We start from the raw sequence: 20,780 nt of genomic DNA on the forward strand, positions 1-20,780 counted from the left end.
ATGGTTTGCTCGACCTTGGCCAGACGTTTAAGGCCGTACTGCAACGTCTTGAACCGTTGGTTGGTACTATTACGCGGAGTAAATTCCTGTAGCCTAGCTCGTTTCAGTACGTCATAAATCGTTGGACGGCTGACGTGGAAGTGTTCTGCCAGCTGAACTACCTTCCACAACCGGGTTTGATATAGCCGCCAGATTTCCTGACGATCCAATAATGTTAAGCGAGTGCGTTTGTGTATGTTCATCTACAGTATTCTCCTGAATACTGTAAACAACGCTAGGAATTCTTACACAAGGAGAATTACATTAGCTTTCGTCATTGCTCCTATTTTTAAATGGGACAATCGATTGATTTTCTGTTTTTTAACATCTTTCTGGACTAGCAAAAATAATCTGCTAGTCCAGAAACTTTACTATTTGGAGCAAACAGTTCTACTCATCCCATTTACAACTTTTGTGACACAAGTTGAACCCTCGTGAGTAATTAGGGTTATTGAATTAGCGTCGAGTATTTTGTTTGTTAGTATAGGAAACCCATTTTTCTCAATTGAATCCACAGATTTTAGTGCCTTTATCTGTCCATTTATATCAATAATTAGAGCATATGCAATATTTTTACCTTCCAGGCCGATAATCTTTTTAAGATCATCTTCAAGATGCTTAGGTAAATTAGGTAAAACTGCTAATGGAGAATCACGAGGAACATCATGAAAATGATTTGAATGATGAGCGGGTTTCTCAATAGATGACGCGCAGCCGGTTAATCCCAGTAATACCAGTAAAAAGCTAGAAATAAATTTCATGATTATTCTCCGATTAAAAATTAAAAGTGAGACGCGCAAAAAATGTTCGCATGGGAATAAAATTAGTATTCACACGAGAATTTGTAGGTTCAGCTGCTTGAAAATTAATATTTCTGAACAAAAAATCTTGATCAAGCAAGTTTCTTCCTTCTAGACTTAAGATACCCATCCGATTGGGAAATCGATAACCCATTATCATGTCGAGAAGAAAGAATTTTTCAATACCTTCATTCTCATGATTCATATTTTTATTGCCCGCTAGAGTGTATTCTCGATCTACCTCTTGGCGAACGAATGTGCCTGTTAAAGTTGAAAACACTCCTTTCTGATTAAAATAACTTATGTTTACAGGGGTACTAAGCGTATCAATCTGATGAGGGCCTGCAGGAGTGATGGCCCGTGAAAATTTATCGAACAAAACTTCGCTGCGTACTACCCAATTTATATGCGGGGCCAAATATAAATAGGCTCGATATTGTTTCTCTTGCTGCTGTTCAAAAGTAGCACCTGAGCCTAATACAGAAGGAACATCTATGTCTCGCCGAGAGATTTCCAAACCGCCGAATATAATTTTATTAATATGTGTGTCTATACCTATACCCATTCGTCGAGTTTTTGTGCCATTTACATCGTCAAAAAATTGATTAAAGCCAGCTACTTGTGTTGGTTCTAACGTTTGATTGGAAATTAAAGCCGACTTAATGGTTTTAAACCAAGCAAGCCGCAGCCGCAGATTGCTAAAAATATCTAATTGTAAGCCTAATTTAGGATTAAAGCGTTCAATGTCAATAGCATTCTCTTTGAATGAAGTATAGTCACCACCAAGTGTTAAATTCAATCTGTTAAAGTTTGTATACGTATATATGTAACCATTATCTCTTTTTCTGTTAAAAGACTCACATACAATACACTCTTCTACAATTTTCCTTGTGGTGATATCTTTATCGTGCCATTTATCCTTAGAATCTATCTGGTATGAACCGCCTCCTCCCAGAGCATTAAAATTTCTTTCTCGGAACTGATACTGAGCTTCAGTTTGATATCCTTTATCATGCCCTAAAATTTCAAGATTACTTGTGGCGGGATTAAAAAAACCGCTGCTGATTTGTTTTTCATGTCGATCAGCAAACATAGTAGAAATAATAATATCCTGCTTTGGAGACAGTGCATATCTTGCACCTACACGCACAGTATTATCATCTAGTCCACGCCGCTTTCGATTGTTGTCTGCATTAAGATCTTTTGAGTCATTATCAAAGTCGGTTATCAGATTTCCATGATTAGTTTCACGTGCGCGAACTTCCGCTTGTATATTAAGTTTTTCAGTCAATGCATATTGCATGAATATATTATAAATATTGTGTCTCTGATCATTATTTGTACGGAAGCCATCAGATTCATAATGGAACTGTCCCGCACTGATAGAAGCGCGGTTATATAATGCCGATGCGACAACTTCATTGCCTAGCGTGTTATTACTGCCTACAATACCGGAAGCTACGAGTTGAGGTTTATTACGTTCCATAAGAGGTGTGAATTCATTGAATCCTGCCGCTGATGGACCAGAATTTGTAACAATATTGAGATCTGCCACAGCTGAGTGTGGTTGTACTGGGTTCACATTAATCGGTTGCAAAAGCTGTGCTTGAAGTAGTTCACTAGCACGAGCAATTTCATGCCGAGGGATATTGGCATAAGTATCCGAAAGGAACCTGTGCGCGGAATAGTTAGCAGGATCGAAGCTGAGTGATTTGGCCGTTTCCATCACGGCACGTCGTTCAAATCCGAGATTCTCAAAAATTCGTGCCAAGCTGGAACCACGAGCCGCTTCATCGTGATCCAGCAGAAACTTGGAACGGTATACTGCGCGATTATTGTTCAGTTCAATCGATTTCTGAATATCCCGTAGAGCTTCCACCGGACGATTCTGCGTTTGTTTTTGAATCGCATCATAGAACCACGGTGTTGGATCCTTGGGATCGCGTTCCTTGGCGAGATCGAATTGCGTGCTGGCAAGCGGATAGCGTTTTTCCTCAAAATAAGCTTTACCCAGGTAACTACGGATCAGCGAGTTCGCTGGATCCAAACTGGCGGCAATCTCCAATTCTATCCGGCCCGCTTCCAGTTCTCCTTCGCGGATCAGGGCAAGTCCCAATCCAAGCCGTGGCGTCGGGTCGGCTTGATCCAACGCAATGGCGCGATGGAAAATATCTTTCGCGGTTTGGGTGTCGATTTGCAGCAGATGCGCAAAACCTAATACTGTTTGCGTTTTCGCCAGACCGGGATCTAAATTTACCGCGAGTTTTGCGGCATCCAAGGCACGTTCCAGATAGCCCGTCGACATCTGCAATTCGGCTAGGCGAGCCCAGATCAGTGCATTCTGGACATCGAATGTGAGTGCTTTTTGTAAGCTTTCTAGTGCTGCTTCAATCTCAAAATGCGCTTGCTGTGTATATGAAAGCGCTAAATAACCAGCAGTAGATTCCTGATCGAGCGCGACCGACTTGCTTGCAAGCTCCAATGCCTGGTCTTTTTCATTCTGAACCAGAGCAATGATGGCCAGCAGCGCATGTGCGTTACTATTGTTAGGTTCTAGTTGCAGGATTTGCTGGATGATTTCCTTGGCTTCATCAGCCTGTCCGACAGTCAACAAATGGCTTGCCTGACGGATCAAAGCGCTGGAACCAGCTTCGCCATCCTGCCAGTAATTCAGGACGACAGGATAATACAGTGCCCATTGCACGGCATCGGCCGGCCGGATGATGATTTCTTTACGTGGTGCTTGTCCTTTGTATGTAACAGCTGCTTCATGATCATGAAGCAGTATGCTTCCCAGTTCATTACTGACCGATACTTTGCCTTCATACACGACAACTTCTGTATTGTCTTCCCTAAGACCCACAACGAATTCTGTGCCTTCTACACTGGCATTGACAAAGGGGGTTCTTATTTTAAAGGGCTGAGGCGTGCGCGTAATGATGTGGATCGCACCTTCGAATAAGTCCAGCAGTGAGGTGCCTCTTTCTTCTTGAGCTGCTGGAAATGTGATGCTGGTTTTTTGATCAAGCCGCAGCATGCTGTTATTGCTTAAACGCAGCGCCGCGCGGCTTTGCGATCGGGCGCGGATCATGTCACCGGCGCAAAGAACTACTTCCATCCCCGCTTGTTGCCAGACATTCTCTTGAGTCCGGCGTATTTCGATTGTACCTTGCATCGATACCACTCGCGCTACTTCCGGCTTGCACGTTGGCGCTGCATGCGCCTGGGTGATATTCGCCATCCAGCCGGTTACTGTAAAAATAGTGAGTATCAGCGCTGAGAATTTCTTTTGATGTAAGTAAATCGCGACTGCCCAACATATTTTCATTATCAATCTTTCGCTATCAGCTCAATTGTTGAGCATTGATTTGCAATTCTGTATCATAAATAACAGGATATTGAAGACTTGTCATGCATTTTCTCATTATACTGAATCGATGGCCTTATAACCAGTAAGGTAAATGATTCTATTCAAAGAGGCATATTTCTGTCTGTGACTTTTCTCACAGAGGAGTTCTCAAAACACAATGCTTTTATTTCTTTGAACAGCTATTATGAATTACTTGCTGTCTAAATTTTAGGATAGTCAAAGAGGTTACGGGTTACGAGGAGGATTCATCTGATATTTGGAACACAACGACAGAAAGTGATGCGTTGGGCCGTCGGAAGGAAATTCTCTCAGAATATCGTAAAAATACTGACTGGCTTCGGCCCATTGTTTCAGTTGATAAGCATTTAAAGCTTGTGTAAAGATTTCGCATAACCATAGTTGTTGCCTACTGGCGGATTGCCGGTAGGCAATCAGTTCAAAAAGTGCAACGGATTGAATTCTCCCCGGTAATTGAAAGCTTCCCAGAGGGCGGACAAGAAAATCGTCCAATTCTTCGATTACGTCGCTTGATAGCAGAATTCGCGTTTTTAAAATTTTATTAGCGTTTTGAATCCTGTTTGCTGTGTTGACCACATCTCCAGTGACGCGGTAAGTGCCATCGCTTTTGTTCAGTGACATATCACCAAAATGCAATCCGATTCGGGTTGGCAGCGGCGGGTTATGTAATTTGTTGAAACGCTCGATTGCGGCGCTGAGATCGAGCGCTGCTTTGCATACATTTAGCTTTTCTGCGGAATTTGAAGGCTTCTTGATCCAATTGAAAAATTTTTGTGTGACTGGATTTTCCAGTTTTTTAATCCATATGGAGAGGGATGAGTCGCCTGTGGTATCCATAACCCTTCCATAGTGTTGATCTATTGCACTTCTTAGTACAACACGATAACCAGTCATTAATTTCTCAAGTGTGGAGGGATTCATCGATTCCGATAAGGTCGTATAACCCTCGATATCCGTTGTCAGGCATGCGCCCGAGAATCTACCCGCCTGTTCTCCAATGATCTGATCAAGTTCTCGAGCCGGGCCGGATTTGCCAATAAAGCCCTCGAGCTTAAGAATTTTTAATACCCAGGCGAGCATAAGCGCAACTAACACTAACAGGGCCGGAATAATGACCGGGAGCCATATCAGGGTATTTTTAAAGAAAGAGTATGCAATGAAAGTATAGATAAGGACGACGGAAAGACTCAGAGCGATGGTTTTGCGCGTCGACAGGATTTGGGTTGCCATGCCGATGGCAAACCCCAGCAGGAATAAAATACTTAAGTTACCGGCTAAAGACAAAGGTCTGACCGGTTTGTTTTCGAGCAAATTAGCGAAAGCCGTGGCGGCAATCTCGACGCCGCTGATATAAAGCCCATCCGGATTGGAAAATACCGTGGGATAATCGTCCCGGACGATTTCTTGCTCGGACTGAGTAGCGCCGGAAAATCCAACGAAAACGACTTTATTTTTTAACGCGCCCTTTTCTAATTGCAGTGCTTGATCATACGAAATGGTCTTTATGCTGCGCGGCGGGCCGTAGAAATTCAAGTAACGGGTTTGATCGCCAGCGTACAGGTCGAGCAACGATCTCAGCAGTTTCTTTTCTTCCGGTTTTAAATGGCGATCGCGATCCAAACCTTCTTTCATTTGAATGGCCAGCCGCGGATTGCCTGCGAATAGATTACGCAGTGTCAGAATCAGATCCTCAATATCCGTTTCTTCGTTGATGCGAGCGGGTAATTGTGTGGCAAGCTCCGGTTCTGCCGAATTGAGCAGCCGGGCAAAATCTTCGTATAACGCCGCTGCATAGAGTTGTAGTACCACAACCGGCACTGTAGCGATATCGCCGGCATGCGATTTGAAAGTCCAGTAATGATGGACTCGTTCCGCCTTCGGTAATGTGAAAGGCGCCCGGGCTTTTGCAGCTTCTCCGATGATTGGCAAGAGCTGAGTAGCGCCTTCTTGAATAAATGCTTGATAAGTAATGCCGTCGAGCTGATTCAGCAATGCCGAATCCTGATAATCCAACCGCTCCACTAATAGGACATTACCGGCTCTTTTGATGGCATTGGCCAGCTCTTCATCCTGTTCCGGTATGTCACTGGGTATATCAAAAATAAGATCAAAAATGATAGTGTTGGCACCGGCTGCCGCAAGCTGGTCAATTAATCGCGCGTGTATACTTCTCGGCCACAATCGTGGCTTAACATGCAGCTTGAGCTGCGCGGCGGATTGCTGATCAAGCGCAACGACGACCACCTCATCGGGCGCCTGGATTGCGCCGCGTAACAGAAACAATGCGTTCAAACCGAACCGTTCCTCCAACCATAAGCCAGCAGGTGACAAATAGAGGGTTACACCGAGCAAACCGGTAAAAATGCCCAAAAAAAAGTATTTAAGCCATCTGACCATAGTTTCTTTAACTGATTGAAGAAAATATCAGGAACGATTGCTCATGCAGATTAGCATTAAGCGGTTATTTTGCAAGCATTCTGGCTGCGCTAGGATACGGCGGAAATTTAAAAAGCGCCTCTAATACCTGCAACAATAGCCCGTCCTGGCAGCGGAGCGACATCCTTTAAGAAGGAAGTATGAACGCGTATATCGCTATCGAGCAAATTCCGACCTTGCAGAAAAAGCGTATAGTTGACCGACTTGGTTAGTTTCATGTGATAGCTCATTTCGGCATTCATCAGGGTATAACCTGGGGTTTCGCTTTCCAATACGGCGACGCGATCCTGTTGAGTGACACGGGTGAGGTTAAAATTGGCTTGCCAGGCGTTTTTCTTGAAATCCAGATCAAAGCCAAAGCGCTGCGGCGTTATGCGTGGGATGTTGCCGTTATTTTTCAATCTGCCATAAACGATATCGGTGAATAACCGCAAATTTAACGTATCCGGTACTAATGCAACGATGGCTTCCGCTTCCAGACCATAGAATTTTGCCCGGGTTTGCGTGTAATCCTGTACCAGATAAGCGCCGTGAGGATTCAGCATGCCTTCGTCATCGATTCTGTCCGCCAATCCGTCACCATTACTATCGCGGCTTTGCTGGAAAATATAATCATTAACATGGTTATAGAACAAATTCACTTTGCCTGTAATCAGGCCGCTGGTTTTTTGCAGCGCGATATCGAAGTTATTGGAGGTTTCTTTGCGCAGGTTTTGCGCGCCTTGCTCAAAAGTGTTGGTGGCTACATGGATACCGTTGGCATACAGTGCCACGGTATTCGGTGCGCGCTGTCCGCGTGTGGCGGTTAGGTTGAGTTGATAGCCATCCCTGAATTGCCAAGTGCCTCCCGCAGAAATGCTGTACAAATTAAAGTCGCGCGTTTGCAACGATGAAGCTTGCGGGTTATGCAGGGTATGTTCAAAGCGTCCACCGGCTTCAAACTGCCAGCGTTGCCAATGCCGTTTTTCCAGAATAAACGCGCTAGCCGATTGCGACAGGCTGGACGGTACGAAAGCTTCCTCGCCTTTTGCGGAAAAATTGCGGTTTTGTAGTTGAATACCCACGACGCCTTGCCATTGGGCGATCGGTTTGTGCGCTAATTCGGCGCGTCCTTCCAGCTCATTATTACTGAAGCGGCTGCCAACCGCGCCGCTTTGTTCAAGCTCTTTGTGCTGATAATCGTTGTAATTGAAGCGCATCTTGAGCTGCCGGAATCCTTTCAACGGATTATCCAGATCACCCGCCAGACCGTAGCGGGTCTGACCCATATCAATTTTCGCACCTTCCGGGCCGGGAATACCGTAGAAATTTTCCAATCTTGAAACCGACATCCCCACAAAGCCACGCTCGCCGACGTACGAGCTGCCTACCGATAAATTGCTGGAATCGATCGCGCTGTTTCTGATTAGACCGGTGCCGCTGTCCGGATCATTAGGATTTGCAAGCCCGGGGATATGCACATCGTTGGTTTTTCTTTTCATCCCTTCAAGATTCCAGGACACTTTACCCAAGCTGCCCGAAGCCATGAGAGCGCCGTTGCGTTCTTCTAGCGCGGAATTGAAGCGCCCTTCAAAACTCGCTTGCGGTGTTTTGAATAAGCGGTCGGGTATGCGGTCGTTGATCACATTCACCACTCCACCAGAAATACCGCTGCCATACATCAAGGTCGACGGTCCACGCAATATCTCGATGCGTGATGCATTTAAGGTTTCGGTCGCGACGGCGTGATCCGGGCTAATGGTTGAGATATCGCCGGTGCCGATGCCATTTTCCAGCACTTGCACCCGCGGTCCATCCTGGCCGCGAATAATCGGGCGGCCAGCGCCAGGACCGAAACTACTGGAGCTGACACCCAGTTCATGCGATAACGTATCGCCCAGATTGGTTTCCCTTTTCCGGCGCAGACGATCTCCTGACACAACCGTGTCCGGTTTGAATCCGGCCGATTCGGCCGAGTTTGAAACAGGCGCAGTAATCATTACACCAGGCAGCTCGACGTTTTTACCGGCGGTTTGCCCGTGACTATGCAGCGGGTGCAGCAAAAATATAAACAGCGCGATGGTTGCCGGTTTCAATGGCGATCTTTTGCGCAACCATCGAGCATTATTGGATTCATGATCAGAATAATCCATACAGCTTTCCTAGCCCGGACGGGCATTTGTCATGCAACTGGGTTGCAACAATGGAACTGATCAATCGCAGGCAAGCAATGCAAATCAAAGCAATCAACCGATTGCTGATGATTAAGTCAAACCTGGATTAACAACCTCAAGAATCAGAGCAGCTGGAATGGTGGTGCGCGCGAGCAATAAGGCAGTGTGGTGCGATTGGAGTGATGCCCCATGGCCCATAGTGGCAACCGGCGGTGATTGGCCGGGTTGCGCAGAAGCAAACTCGAGGCGATCAGAATGAAATTCAGCGCAGTGAGCGCGACGCAATCGAAGCAGATTTCGTCAAGATCAACATTGGCATCAGCTTCGCTTCCGGCGGCATCAAGCACATCGGTTTGTGCATAATGCGTGAAAGCGTGTGCCAGCAAGAAGACTGGCACAGCCAATAAAGCCAGTGTCAAAAACAGCAATAAGCTTTTGCGTAGCATTGTCAGCAGCAGTTGGCGCAAAGGCCTTTGACTGTCAATTCAATTTCCTGGAATCGGTAACCAGCCGGTAACGGCCAGTTTGCTTCTACCGGTAACTTATCCAGGCAAATCACTTGCGCGCAGCCTGTGCATTTGAAGTGCGCATGTTGATGTGAATGCAACTCACGGTTGGCGTGATAACGCCATGCTCGATCGTCGCTGGTTACTTTGTGAATCAGATTTTTTTCGACCAGCCACTCCAGCGCGCGGTATAAAGTCACCCGGTCTAATTGCTGCGCTTGCGGCAGACGTTGTTCAATTTCCCGGTGCGTGATGGCTTGCTGCTCCGCCAGCAAGATGGCCAGAATTCCGATTCTGCCCGCGGTTGCCCGTCCGCCGTTGTGCCGGATCATGTCTTCTGCGGTATGATGAAACTGATTAAGCATACTCAAATAAATGCAACAATGTTGCGATTATTGTAACGAAATGATTTTCATGCCGCAACAAGTTGTTCTTTTAATTTGTGACTACTTGGCGCTATCGGGAAGAATGAAGATCGTTCATTCCGGTGAAGTCTTACCAATACTGGAGCGTTGATATGAAAAAATGGGGATGGACACTGCTGATCGCTACTATGATGTCCGCCGGTATGTTGCGGGCGGATGGGGATCATCACGGCGGTGCATTCGATGAGAAAAATCTGGGGAAAGTGACCTTCCCGGTTTCCTGCACGCCTGCCGCGCAAGCACAGTTCAATCAAGCCGTCGCGATGTTGCATTCCTTTTGGTACGACGAGGCCGGAAAGACATTCCGCCAAGTGACCGTTACCGATCCAGGCTGTGCGATGGGCTATTGGGGTGTTGCGATGAGCCTGTATTACCAGTTATGGGCTACAGCGCCGACTGCGGCAGAACTGCAAACGGGGCGCGAAGCATTGCGGCAGGCAAAAATGCTGGCAATCAAGACAGCGCGTGAGAAGGCCTACCTTGAGGCTGTCAGTTCCTTGTATCCCGAAGATGAAAAAGTGGACTTGGCTACCAGAAAGCTGATGTACCAGAAAGCGATGGAACAAGTCCTGAAACACAATCCTGATGACCGGGAAGCTGCGGTGTTCTACGCCTTGGCGCTGATTTCCACGGCATCGCCCAAAGACAAGACCTTCGCCAATCAGAAGAAAGCATTACATCTATTGCAGCAGGTGCTGGAGCATGAGCCGGAACACCCCGGCGTGGCGCATTACATCATTCACAGCAGCGATTACCCCGAATTGGCCGGGCTTGGATTGAACGCGGCGCGTGCTTATACGCACATTGCACCGGCGGTTCCGCATGCATTGCACATGCCTTCGCACATTTTTATCCGGCTCGGGCTATGGCATGACGCGGCGCAATCGAATCTGGCCGCCTATCATGCGGCAAAAGACCGCGCGCGGAAAAATGCATTGCCCGGAACGTGGGATCAGCAGTTCCACTTCATGGATTACATGATGTACGCCTATCTGCAAAGCGGCGAGACGGAAAAAGCCAGGGAAATCCTACGCGAGCTGCAAGGCATCAAAAAAGCGCAACCGGAGAATACCACCGTCGCCTATGCCTTTGCCGCGATTCCGGCGCGTTATGCGATAGAACGCGGCGAGTGGAGTGAAGCCGCAAAACTCGAGGTATTGCCAGCGGATTTTCCTTGGCAGCAATTTGGCTGGTGCGAAGCCATCACGCACTTTGCTCGTGGTTTAGGTGCCGCGCGCAGCGGAAAAATGGACATTGCCCACCACAGCCTGCGGCAGCTGAAGGTTTTACGCAATGCCGATCAAGCGGACAATAAAGACTACACCGCCGGTCAAATCGACATCCAACGCCTGGCGATAGCGGCTTGGATTGCTTATGCGGAAGGCGAAGCGGAGGAAGCGGTGAAACTCATGCGCGCCTCGGCGGAACTGGAAGATTCGACCGAGAAAGACAATGTCACGCCCGGCGCAATCATTCCGGCCAGGGAATTGCTCGGTGAATTACTGTTGGAATTGAAGCAGCCCGCCGATGCATTGAAGGAATTGGAAGCATCCTTACAACGCACACCCAACCGGCGCAATGCGCTGTATCGTGCAGCGCAAGCAGCGAGAGAAGCCGGGGATCAAGCCAAAGCCCAACGCTATGAGCAGCAATGGCATACGCCGGCGGCACCCAGTCATTCGCATTGACCGACAGACGGTTTTTACAGATTTGATTTACCAAATTCTGGCATCGTCGATAATCAACATGGAATTTACGGCGGGGTAGCGATGGTGAGGGCGATTCCGCTGCTGTGATAAAAATCCAAAATGGATTCCTTCCTTGAGGTGTAAAAAACCGCCTGTTCTGTTATCTGGCGAGGCAAAACTTTTACCTGTGCTCATTTCGCACAGAGTGGTGCCGGACTGCGAGTGTAAAGTCCGCAAACGATCAGCAGGCATGCCGGTCATGCCGCCCGACACTCAAATGTCAGGCTTAATTGCATCGCACTGGTATTCCTGCTGGTATATCTAAACTTTGGCTGCTTGACCGAAACGTTGATCGTAATGTTGTCGATACGGCGGGCGGGTGCGTAAAGAATGGCGGGCGGCGGATATGCTTGCTCGATTCACTTACAAATCCAATTATTCATAATAGTGTACACTTACTTCGTGCACACAATGTTTGAAAGGATATAGCAATGAAGAATATTACCTTGAGCGCGGATGACAAATTGATCGAAGCCGCCCGCGCCCGCGCTCGTGCTGAACAAACCACGTTGAATGAGCAGTTTCGCCGTTGGCTGGCCGATTATGTCCGGCAGGAGCAGAAAACCGGATCGGCGATGGCATTGATCGAGGAATTGCGCGGACAAGTGCGAACAGGCGGCCGCAAATTCACGCGCGAGGAAATGAATGAGCGGTGATTTTATCGATACTAACATTTTCATCTACCTGTTCGATGAAACCGATGACCGCAAACGCGCAATCTCGGAACAGTTGATTCAGCAGGCATTGGAGACACGCAATGCTTGTATCAGTTACCAAGTTATCCAAGAAACACTCAACGTTGTGACCCGCAAACTGCCATCCCCGATGAGTACGGAAAATGCCCGGCGCTTTCTCGAACAAATTTTGATTCCTCTATGGCAAACCATGCCAAGTCTGGCGCTGTATCAACAAGGTCTCGAACTTCAGGCGCGTTATGGCTTTAGTTTTTACGATGCCTTGATTGTCGCCGCAGCGCTTGAATCCGGTTGCACTCGCTTGTACACAGAAGATTTGCAGCACGGGCAGCAGGTTGGTGAGCTGTTGATTGAAAATCCGTTTCGTGAGTGAAGGGCAAAAGAGTTTGCTTCGACAATGCTCGCGATTGACTGCAGAGGGTCAATCACGATTGGAAAAGTGAAATGACAGATAAGTTTATCGAGCTTCACAGGACTTTTCGTGATCTGCCGAAAGAAGCAAATGAAAGCGATGATACGGACTTCAGTCAATGGCTTCCTAATGATAAGCGCCTGCGCTGGCCGGATCTGATTCAAGAGCGCCGCTTGGTTATTTTATCGGAAGCCGGTTCGGGCAAAACGACCGAAATCCGTAACATCGCACACTCACTTAGAAACCAAGGAAAATCAGCGTTCTTTCTTCGCCTGGAACATGTTGCTGACGATTTTGAAGATTCTTTTGAAGAAGGAACTTACGAAGAATTTGTTGCGTGGTTAACATCAAACAACGAAGGATGGCTTTTTCTCGATTCGGTGGATGAGGCACGTCTTCGAAATCCCAGTGACTTCGAACTGGCGATTCGCAAATTGAGCCGAAAAATTAGTCCCGCAAAAGACCGTGCGCATATTGTCATCACCGGTCGAACAACAGCGTGGCGGCCTAAGACTGATCTCAATTATTGCAACGATTGCTTTCCCTATGCACCAGCTGCTACATCAAAGCACGATCCAAAAGCAAACATTGTTGAATCGGAAGAAGCGATTAAACCTGACGGAAGCGTGCTAACCGAAACCATCCCGAAGAAAGAAAATGATTCATTTTTCAGAATCGTTGCACTGCATGATCTCGCATCCGATCAAATCGAAGTTTTTGTCAAAGCACGAGGAATAGCGGATAGCAAGGCTTTTCTTGACGCAGTGGAACGCGCGGATGCGTGGTCGTTTACAGCACGTCCTCAGGATTTGGAGGAATTAACCGGATTCTGGCTAGATCATAACCAAATTGGAAGCCGTCTGGAGATCATGCAAAACAGTATCGAACGCAGATTGACTGAGCGCGACCCGGATCGCGCCGATGCTCGTCCACTTTCGACAGAGCGTGCTCGACAGGGAACAAGATTACTGGCAGCTGCTGCGACACTGACGCGTGAATCGGCAATCAAGGTTCCTGACGGTAGCGCTAATTCCAAAGGAATCGATGTCCGATCCGTACTGCCGGATTGGAATAGCAAGGATCAATCGACACTGTTGCCATTGCCAATTTTCGATGAAGCGATTTATGGCACGGTGCGTTTTCATCATCGCTCGGTACGGGAATACTTGGCCGCCGAGTGGTTTCGCGGATTGCTCAAGCGCGAAACATCGCGGCGGAATATCGAAGCATTATTCTTTCGCAATCAGTACGGTTTGGATATTGTTGCTCCCACGCTACGTCCCATCTTGCCTTGGCTGATCCTTTGGGACGAGAAAATCGGAGGGCGTGTCCGCAAACTGGCACCGGAAATCCTTTTTGAAGGAGGCGATCCGAGTCGATTACCAGTAGCAGTGCGCCGGAGTGTACTGCACGATGTTTGCAAACAAATGGCCAGTAATACAACCGGGCGCACCATGCGAGACGAAGCAGCAGTGCAGCGATTTGCAGGTCCCGATCTGACCGATGACGTGCTGGCATTGCTCCGGGAGTATGCGGATAACGACGACCTGAAAGCATTCCTGCTTCGCATGATATGGATCGGACAGCTTGAAGGTGCGCGGCAGGAAGTCATGGAGGTTGCGCTTAATCCTCAGGCGGAACGTTATGTGCGCATCGTGGCATTTAGAGCCATCAAAGCAATCGGTTCCAAAGAAGATCAGGAACATGTCTGTCAAAATTTTCTAGCCGAAGCACCAAAACTTAACCGCGAATGGTTTGCCGAGCTTGTTGAAGGCAGGAAACCCACTGAACAGGCGCTAACTTGGCTATTGGCAGGTTTAGAAAAGCTTCAGCCGGTTGAAAATTATTATGGTGACAATTTGCTTCACAACTTAACAGCGTTTGTTGAAGAGGCGGACATCGAACTGCTACCTAAAATTATTGAAAGCTTTAACAAATTACTGGATTTGCCGCCGGTAATTGAGCAGTGGTTCTGCGAAATATCCGAGCAATTTCAGTGGTTGATTGCACCGGCCTGCAAGGCAGTGGAGCGATTGATTTCGATTCGTCATCCCGCCTCACTCAAACCGCATGCACTCGAAATTCTCTATAAACTGCCTTCTGTACGTGAATACGAAATCAACCGCTCATCTGATTTCAAGGCAGAGTTTTCAAAGCTGATTACTGCATGGAAAAAATTGAATAGCGCGTTATTTTGGTTCGAAGTGCGAAAGTCCAGAAATGCCAGAGATAAACGCAATGGGGAACGATTGACCGAATTTTATCAAGTTCCATTCCGGCCGTTCTGGCGATTCGAGGAAAGCGATTTTGAGTCTATTACCGAAGAAATTTCCAATCGAACGTTTCTGGATGATCGGCTGGTCGCTTTGTCATTGTCCTTTGATCTTTACAAAAAGGCTGGTCGGCCAGCTGTCTGGCGTAGACAACTGAAAAAGCTGGTTGCCGATAGTGAGGAGCTATCCGTACGCCTTAGTTCTTATTTAAACCCTCCTGCACAAGATTTGATTTATCGACGCATAAAGCAACAAAAATCCAAATGGAACAGGCAGCATAAGACTTACCAAAAGCAACAAGAAAAAAATCTGGCGGACTGGAAGGAATACTTTAACGAGAAACTTAACGAAGCTTCAGCCGCGCTTCGTGAGAGTCCCGGAATTCTCACAAATGCTTTGCTTTATCTCTTCGATCAAACCAGGAAAACGAAAAATTCAACGAACCGCAGGACCGATTATAACTGGCGAGTGCTGATACCCGAGTATGGGGAAAAAGTTGCGCGATATTATCGGGATGGCACTGTTTGTTTTTGGCGGCATTACAAACCTAAATTACGATCAGAAGGCGCACCGTTCAATGAAACAACTTATGGCGTCATTATTGGATTGATTGGTCTTGAAATTGAAGCTCATGAGACTGAAGATTGGTCTAAACATTTGAATCCCGATGAGGTTGAACTGGTTTGCAGATACGCAAGCTTTGAATTGAACGGTTTTCCGGTGTGGTTTCCCCGGTTTTTTGAAACATACCCGCAGCTTGTAAGCGATTTTCTCATGCAAGAAATCCGCTATGAATTGTCGATCGAAACACCGGAAGCCGAAACGCATTACATCATCAGCGATTTGAGCTGGGCAGGACAGTGGGCTTGGGACCAAATTGCACCGGAATTGTATGATCTGCTGAACGGCATGGAACCAAAGAATCTGGCTAACCTCGATAAGCTGCTCAAGATTATTCAAGACTCAGGATTAACAGATAATCAAATTGAAGCATTGGCTTCTCAAAAATGTCGCATTCTGACGGAGTGGGATCATGTGGCTCGCTGGTTTGCCGTATGGATGAGCGTTACACCCGATGAAGCAATGTCAGCGTTCATTACCCGAATTGGGTCGATATCCGATCCGGAGCAACAAACTTTGTTCGCGATGATTTTTGTTACCCAGCTGCTAGGAGGGCGTAGGACTGATGGCTCTGCGGTGCTGCAGACATTCAAAACACCGCAACATCTGAAATCACTTTATCTGTTGATGCACAAATATATTCGCCGTGAGGACGACATAGACCGTGCCGGGAAAGGCGTTTATTCACCCGGATTAAGAGATGATGCGCAAGATGCACGGAGCAATTTGTTCAAGTTACTGAATCAAATTCCCGGTAAAGAATCATTTCTGGCGCTGATGGAAATTTCCGAAGCGCATCCAGACGAAAAATCCCGGCAGTGGGCGATGCTTCAAGCAAAAACAAAAGCCGAGCAAGACGGCGATATTGAAACCTGGTTGCCGGTGCAAGTGAAAGAATTTAACGAGCAACTGGAACGCATCCCGAGCAATCATAAAGAATTGTATGAACTGGCTGTTTTGCGGCTTGAGGATCTCAAGCACGACTTAGAGCATGGCGATAGTAGTATTGCCAGTACTCTACAAAAGATTACACTCGAAACTGAGATGCGCAAATTCATTGGACGAGAGTTGCGTGAGAAGGCATTTGGGCGTTATTCCATTCAACAGGAAGAGGAATTGGCCGATGCCAAGAGGATTGACCTGAGATTCCAGGGAATGAGCTTTGATGGCCCTGTTCCTGTTGAACTCAAACTTGCGGATAACTGGAGCGGGCCGAAGCTATTTGAACGACTTGAAAACCAGCTTTGTGGCGACTACTTGCGGGATGATCGATCTAATCGGGGTATTTTCGTTCTCGTGTGTCGAGGTGAACAACATCATTGGGAAATCCATGATAGTGGTCGACTGGATTTCATCGGGCTGGTTGAAGCACTGCAGAAGCATTGGCAGCACATTTCTCCGGAATTTCCGGAAGTTGATGACATAACAGTCATCGGAATCGATTTGACCAAAAGATCATGTTGATTCAATTTCGATCGATTATCTTCGTGTTTGACAACCTAGGCGGCTTTCAGTACATTCAACGCGCATGGAAAAGGTGATTTATCTTTCCTGAGCCCTCTCTTCCAAACTAAGCATCATTCATTGGTTCTTCAATATGTCTGCACCGGATTACAAACAATACACCTGCAATCTTTGTGGCAAAGAGTCTGTGGTAGTGCCAGATTTCCACCGCGAGGGAGGGGCGTGCCAACATTGTGGATCGATTGTCCGTTTTCGTGCATTGATGTTTGCACTGTCACACCATTTTTATGGTAAACCAGTTCCGCTTGCTGATTTTTCTCCTGATCGGAACCAAAAAGCGATGGGGTTGAGCGATGCGCCGCATTATGCGAATAAGCTTAATAATCTATTTGACTACACAAATTATTTTTACCACGCGGAACCATTCTTAGACATTTGTAATATAGAAAATATGGCAGTTGGTAGTTACGACTTACTGATTAGCTCGGATGTTTATGAACATGTTTCGCCGCCCCGTCATGTGGCGTTTGTGAACAGTTGGCATTTATTGAAACCGGGTGGATTGATGTTGTTGACAGTCCCTTATACGATGTTGCCAAAAACCGTTGAACATTTCCCGCATTTGAATCAATTTGGAATTGTCCGGGACCAGCAAGGTATGCTGTTGGTTAATCAACGCAAAGATCAGAGTATAGAGGTGTATGACCGGTTAACCTGGCATGGGGGAGAAGGTTCAACACTTGAAATGCGAGTCTATGCAGAGGCGGATTTATTGCAAATTATTGCAGATGCTGGTTTCAAGAATATTAAAGTTTGGTGTGATGATTATCCGGAATTTGGGATTTTGCAGGCACAGCAAGGTGGAAGTTTCGTAATCAGTGCGATTAAGGATGGAAATCGTATGCCGATTGCGGTTACACAACATGATCCTTATATCGATAATATTTATCCTGAAGATGCTGAGGTTGATCATTTTCTGGTTAATCGGCCGATTCGTATCACAGGTGAGCGAGCCAAAAAAGCCATTTCGCAATGGAAAGATGAGAAAGCCGTCCATACAGATTCACTATTTTCCAGAATAAAGCGATATTTACATAGAAAGTTTAGGAAGTAAGCTAGGTTGGAGTGACGTAAGGAACTCCAGCATTCCTGTCATGCCGCTTGCAATCATGGATTCCCGCCTGTGCCGGAATGACTATGTGCAATATCTGAGAATCAAACCTCACTATTGACATAGCGCCCCCAGAAAATCTCGAACCGCAGCACTCAAGATACGACCAACTGGTACTCCAGTGCTTCAACAATCTTGGCAATGGAAATCTCAGGTATTTTTCCAGATACGCCGGATACCATGATGACTTATGATTCCGGGAATTTAACTTACATTAAGCACAAAAGATAATGCACCCGCAGCATATTGCACTGGCCATCGCGGTAGCGGTGATCTGGGGATTCAATTTCGTCATGATCAAGGCCGGGCTTGAGGAGTTGCCGCCGATCCTGTTGTGCGCGTTGCGTTTCTTCTTTGCTGCCCTTCCGGCGGTCTTTTTCATCCGGCGGCCTAGCATCGCTTTCGGGCAGGTGGTGGCTTTCGGGCTGGTTATGTTCGCCTTGCAGTTCACTTTACTATTTCTCGGCATGACTGCCGGAACAACAGCGGGTCTCGCTTCGTTGCTGCTGCAAGTTCAGGTGTTTTTTACCATCTTGCTGGCGGTTATGTTTTTGCATGAAAAGCCATCTGTTTGGCAGATCGCCGGAGCGATTATTTCATTTTCCGGTATTGGGCTTGTCGCCGCCAATCTGGGCAGCGATATTTCGGTGCTGGGCATGGGGTTGATCATTGCAGCAGCAGCTTCGTGGGGTGCGGGCAATCTGATTTCCAAACGGCTTGGCAAGATTGATATGCTGGCGCTGGTCATATGGGGAAGTTTCGTTGCCTGGCCGCCGCTCTTGCTGGTGTCATTCATCTTTGAACAAAACTTCTGGGTTCTCGAAAGCTTATCCGGGCTCACGTGGCGCTCCGCCGCTGCTATTGGCTACAATGCATACCCAGTTACCCTATTGGGCTTTGCGGCGTGGAACTGGTTAATGAGTCATTACCCGGCGGCTACAGTGGCGCCATTTTCGCTGCTGGTGCCGGTGTTCGGGTTTGCGAGTTCCGCCTGGGTGGTGGATGAATCCATCTATCCGTGGAAAATCGGCGCTGCGGCTTTAATTATTGCAGGTCTTTGTATAAATTTGCTGGCAACCCGCCTCACTGCACGCAACTACCGGAGCTAATCTGATTTCATGAACAAGCGGCCCGATTTCATCCCGGCGTTTCATTTCCACTGGCTGACGCGCTACTACGATCCCATGATACGGTGGCTGTTTCCCGAATCGGGAATCAAGACGGCATTGATTGCGCAAGCCCATGTTCAGTCCGGGCAGACAGTTTTGGACATGGGTTGCGGTACCGGAACGTTGACGTTGCTGATCAAACAAACCGAACCGGGTGCGGCAGTTTATGGGCTGGATATGGATTTTCAGGCTTTGAACATCGCGCGCGAGAAGATCGAGAAAGCGGGACAAAACATCACCCTGCAACAAGGATCGGCAACCTGCTTGCCTTATCCGGACGAGAGTTTCGATCGTGTTTTTGCCAGTTTGATGTTGCATCATCTGACGAGAGAAGATAAACAGCAAGCGCTCCGGGAAGCGTTTCGCGTTCTGAAACCCGGTGGCGAGCTGCATGTGGCGGACTTTGGCGCGCCGCATGATGCCGGTATGTGGATAATCTCTTGGTTCGTACGCTGGTTTGAAGAGATTCGCGATCATATGCTGGGTCTGTTGCCGGTTTTTATGGCGAATGCGGGATTTGATCCAGTACGGGAAGTTGCGTTCTATCGAACCTTGGTAGGTTCCATCTCTTTATACTTCGCCAGTAAACCCGCAAGTAACGATGCAGTTAGAAATATGAAATCACTGTGAGTGGCTTTAAGGCTGTACAGGATGTGAGGAGATCGGCCCGGAGCGCCTGCCTGAACAAAAAACCTGAATGAATAAGCTGTCAAATTCGATTATTTTTTCCTTGGCAGATTCGGTAATCCCTGCACGCTTACTTTATTTTGAAGTGGTTTCTTAGTGCCAGCAGTAACAAAAAAATCAATATCGTTGAAAGTATCGTTTGGACAATACTAATAAAGACTATTGCATTGGGTATTTTTTCTTTCCCGTCACTGTGCTTTCCATAGAGACAGGCATAGCTTCGGCTTAAATTTTCTGAATAACTGGTTGCAGGAAGAAAAGGCAGAGCGTTCCGGACAGAAAGGTATAGGGCCGCTTCTGTGCGATCGCATGAAACGGTTGCTTGGGGCTCAGCATCAATCGGATATTTCAGATAAAGAACCAGAAACAGAACACCTAAACTGTAAGAATTCCTAGCGTTGTTTACAGTATTCAGGAGAATACTGTAGATGAACATACACAAACGCACTCGCTTAATATTATTGGATCGCCAGGAGATTTGGCAGCTATATCAAACCCGGCTGTGGAAGGTAGCGCATTTTGCGGAACGCTTCCAGGTCAGCCGTCCAACGATTTATGACGTACTGAAACGAGCTAGGTTACAGGAATTTATCCCGCGTGACAGTACCAACCAACGATTCAAGACGTTGCAGTATGGCCTTAAACGTCTGGCCAAGGTCGAGCAAACCATCCAGGAACGTCTCAAGCGTGAAGCGAAACGCTATAACAAATCTTACCCGGGCGAGCTCGTTCATTTCGACACCAAGCGGCTTCCCTTCTTGAAAGGGCAATCCGCCAATGAACCTCGCGAGTA

General features: G+C 47.2%; 15 protein-coding genes. 8 read left to right on the forward strand and 7 right to left on the reverse strand.

All coding sequences use genetic code 11. From position 1 onward, the window contains the following. From BLU57_RS14125 to BLU57_RS14155, 7 genes are all read right to left on the reverse strand, one after another. Positions 1–242, reverse strand: a 242-nt coding sequence (locus BLU57_RS14125) for a helix-turn-helix domain-containing protein (protein WP_176776463.1), incomplete at its 3' end; no start/stop codon positions are given. 168 nt (positions 243–410) lie between these two features. After that, the gene (locus BLU57_RS14130; RefSeq protein WP_090322256.1) at positions 411–800 is read right to left on the reverse strand and encodes a hypothetical protein; all 390 of its coding nucleotides are present in this window, start codon (positions 798–800) and stop codon (positions 411–413) included. Positions 801–813: 13 nt separating this feature from the next. Next, positions 814–4,167, reverse strand: a complete 3,354-nt coding sequence (locus BLU57_RS14135) for a FecR domain-containing protein (RefSeq protein ID WP_090322257.1) — start codon at positions 4,165–4,167, stop codon at positions 814–816. 267 nt (positions 4,168–4,434) lie between these two features. After that, positions 4,435–6,624: a CHASE2 domain-containing protein gene (locus BLU57_RS14140; RefSeq protein WP_090322259.1), complete on the reverse strand. Its 2,190-nt coding sequence runs from the start codon at positions 6,622–6,624 to the stop codon at positions 4,435–4,437. Positions 6,625–6,731: 107 nt separating this feature from the next. Then, complete coding sequence (locus BLU57_RS14145; RefSeq protein WP_090322262.1) at positions 6,732–8,795, reverse strand: TonB-dependent receptor; 2,064 nt, start codon at positions 8,793–8,795, stop codon at positions 6,732–6,734. A gap of 143 nt (positions 8,796–8,938) precedes the next feature. After that, positions 8,939–9,262 (reverse strand): hypothetical protein, encoded by a 324-nt coding sequence (locus BLU57_RS14150; protein WP_090322289.1) that lies wholly within the window; start codon positions 9,260–9,262, stop codon positions 8,939–8,941. Between the two features lie 2 nt (positions 9,263–9,264). Beyond that, positions 9,265–9,687, reverse strand: coding sequence for a Fur family transcriptional regulator (locus BLU57_RS14155; RefSeq protein ID WP_090322264.1), 423 nt, complete (start codon positions 9,685–9,687; stop codon positions 9,265–9,267). 152 nt (positions 9,688–9,839) lie between these two features. Between BLU57_RS14155 and BLU57_RS14160 the strand changes: the two genes are divergently transcribed. The 8 genes from BLU57_RS14160 to BLU57_RS14205 form a co-directional block, all read left to right on the forward strand. Beyond that, complete coding sequence (locus BLU57_RS14160) at positions 9,840–11,435, forward strand: PgaA family protein (RefSeq protein ID WP_090322266.1); 1,596 nt, start codon at positions 9,840–9,842, stop codon at positions 11,433–11,435. 491 nt (positions 11,436–11,926) lie between these two features. Then, a complete protein-coding gene (locus tag BLU57_RS14170) occupies positions 11,927–12,151 on the forward strand; it encodes a hypothetical protein (RefSeq protein WP_090322270.1) in 225 nt (74 codons plus the stop codon). After that, positions 12,141–12,563, forward strand: coding sequence for a PIN domain-containing protein (locus BLU57_RS14175; protein WP_090322273.1), 423 nt, complete (start codon positions 12,141–12,143; stop codon positions 12,561–12,563). The genes BLU57_RS14170 and BLU57_RS14175 overlap by 11 nt, the downstream gene beginning before the upstream one ends. A 71-nt stretch (positions 12,564–12,634) precedes the next feature. Continuing rightward, positions 12,635–16,960 carry an NACHT domain-containing protein gene (locus tag BLU57_RS14180; protein ID WP_090322275.1) on the forward strand — a complete coding sequence of 1,442 codons (4,326 nt, stop codon included), beginning with the start codon at positions 12,635–12,637 and terminating at the stop codon, positions 16,958–16,960. A gap of 133 nt (positions 16,961–17,093) precedes the next feature. Continuing rightward, positions 17,094–18,074 carry a class I SAM-dependent methyltransferase gene (locus tag BLU57_RS14185; protein ID WP_143026995.1) on the forward strand — a complete coding sequence of 327 codons (981 nt, stop codon included), beginning with the start codon at positions 17,094–17,096 and terminating at the stop codon, positions 18,072–18,074. A gap of 287 nt (positions 18,075–18,361) precedes the next feature. Further along, positions 18,362–19,240 (forward strand): EamA family transporter, encoded by an 879-nt coding sequence (locus BLU57_RS14190; protein ID WP_090322280.1) that lies wholly within the window; start codon positions 18,362–18,364, stop codon positions 19,238–19,240. A 9-nt stretch (positions 19,241–19,249) separates the two neighbouring features. Further along, positions 19,250–19,930, forward strand: coding sequence for a class I SAM-dependent methyltransferase (locus tag BLU57_RS14195; RefSeq protein ID WP_090322283.1), 681 nt, complete (start codon positions 19,250–19,252; stop codon positions 19,928–19,930). 485 nt (positions 19,931–20,415) lie between these two features. Then, on the forward strand, positions 20,416–20,780 hold a 365-nt coding region (locus BLU57_RS14205; RefSeq protein ID WP_218131682.1), incomplete at its 3' end, for a hypothetical protein.

Source organism: Nitrosomonas oligotropha (assembly GCF_900106555.1).
In the GTDB taxonomy this organism is placed as follows: Bacteria; Pseudomonadota; Gammaproteobacteria; order Burkholderiales; family Nitrosomonadaceae; genus Nitrosomonas; species Nitrosomonas oligotropha_A.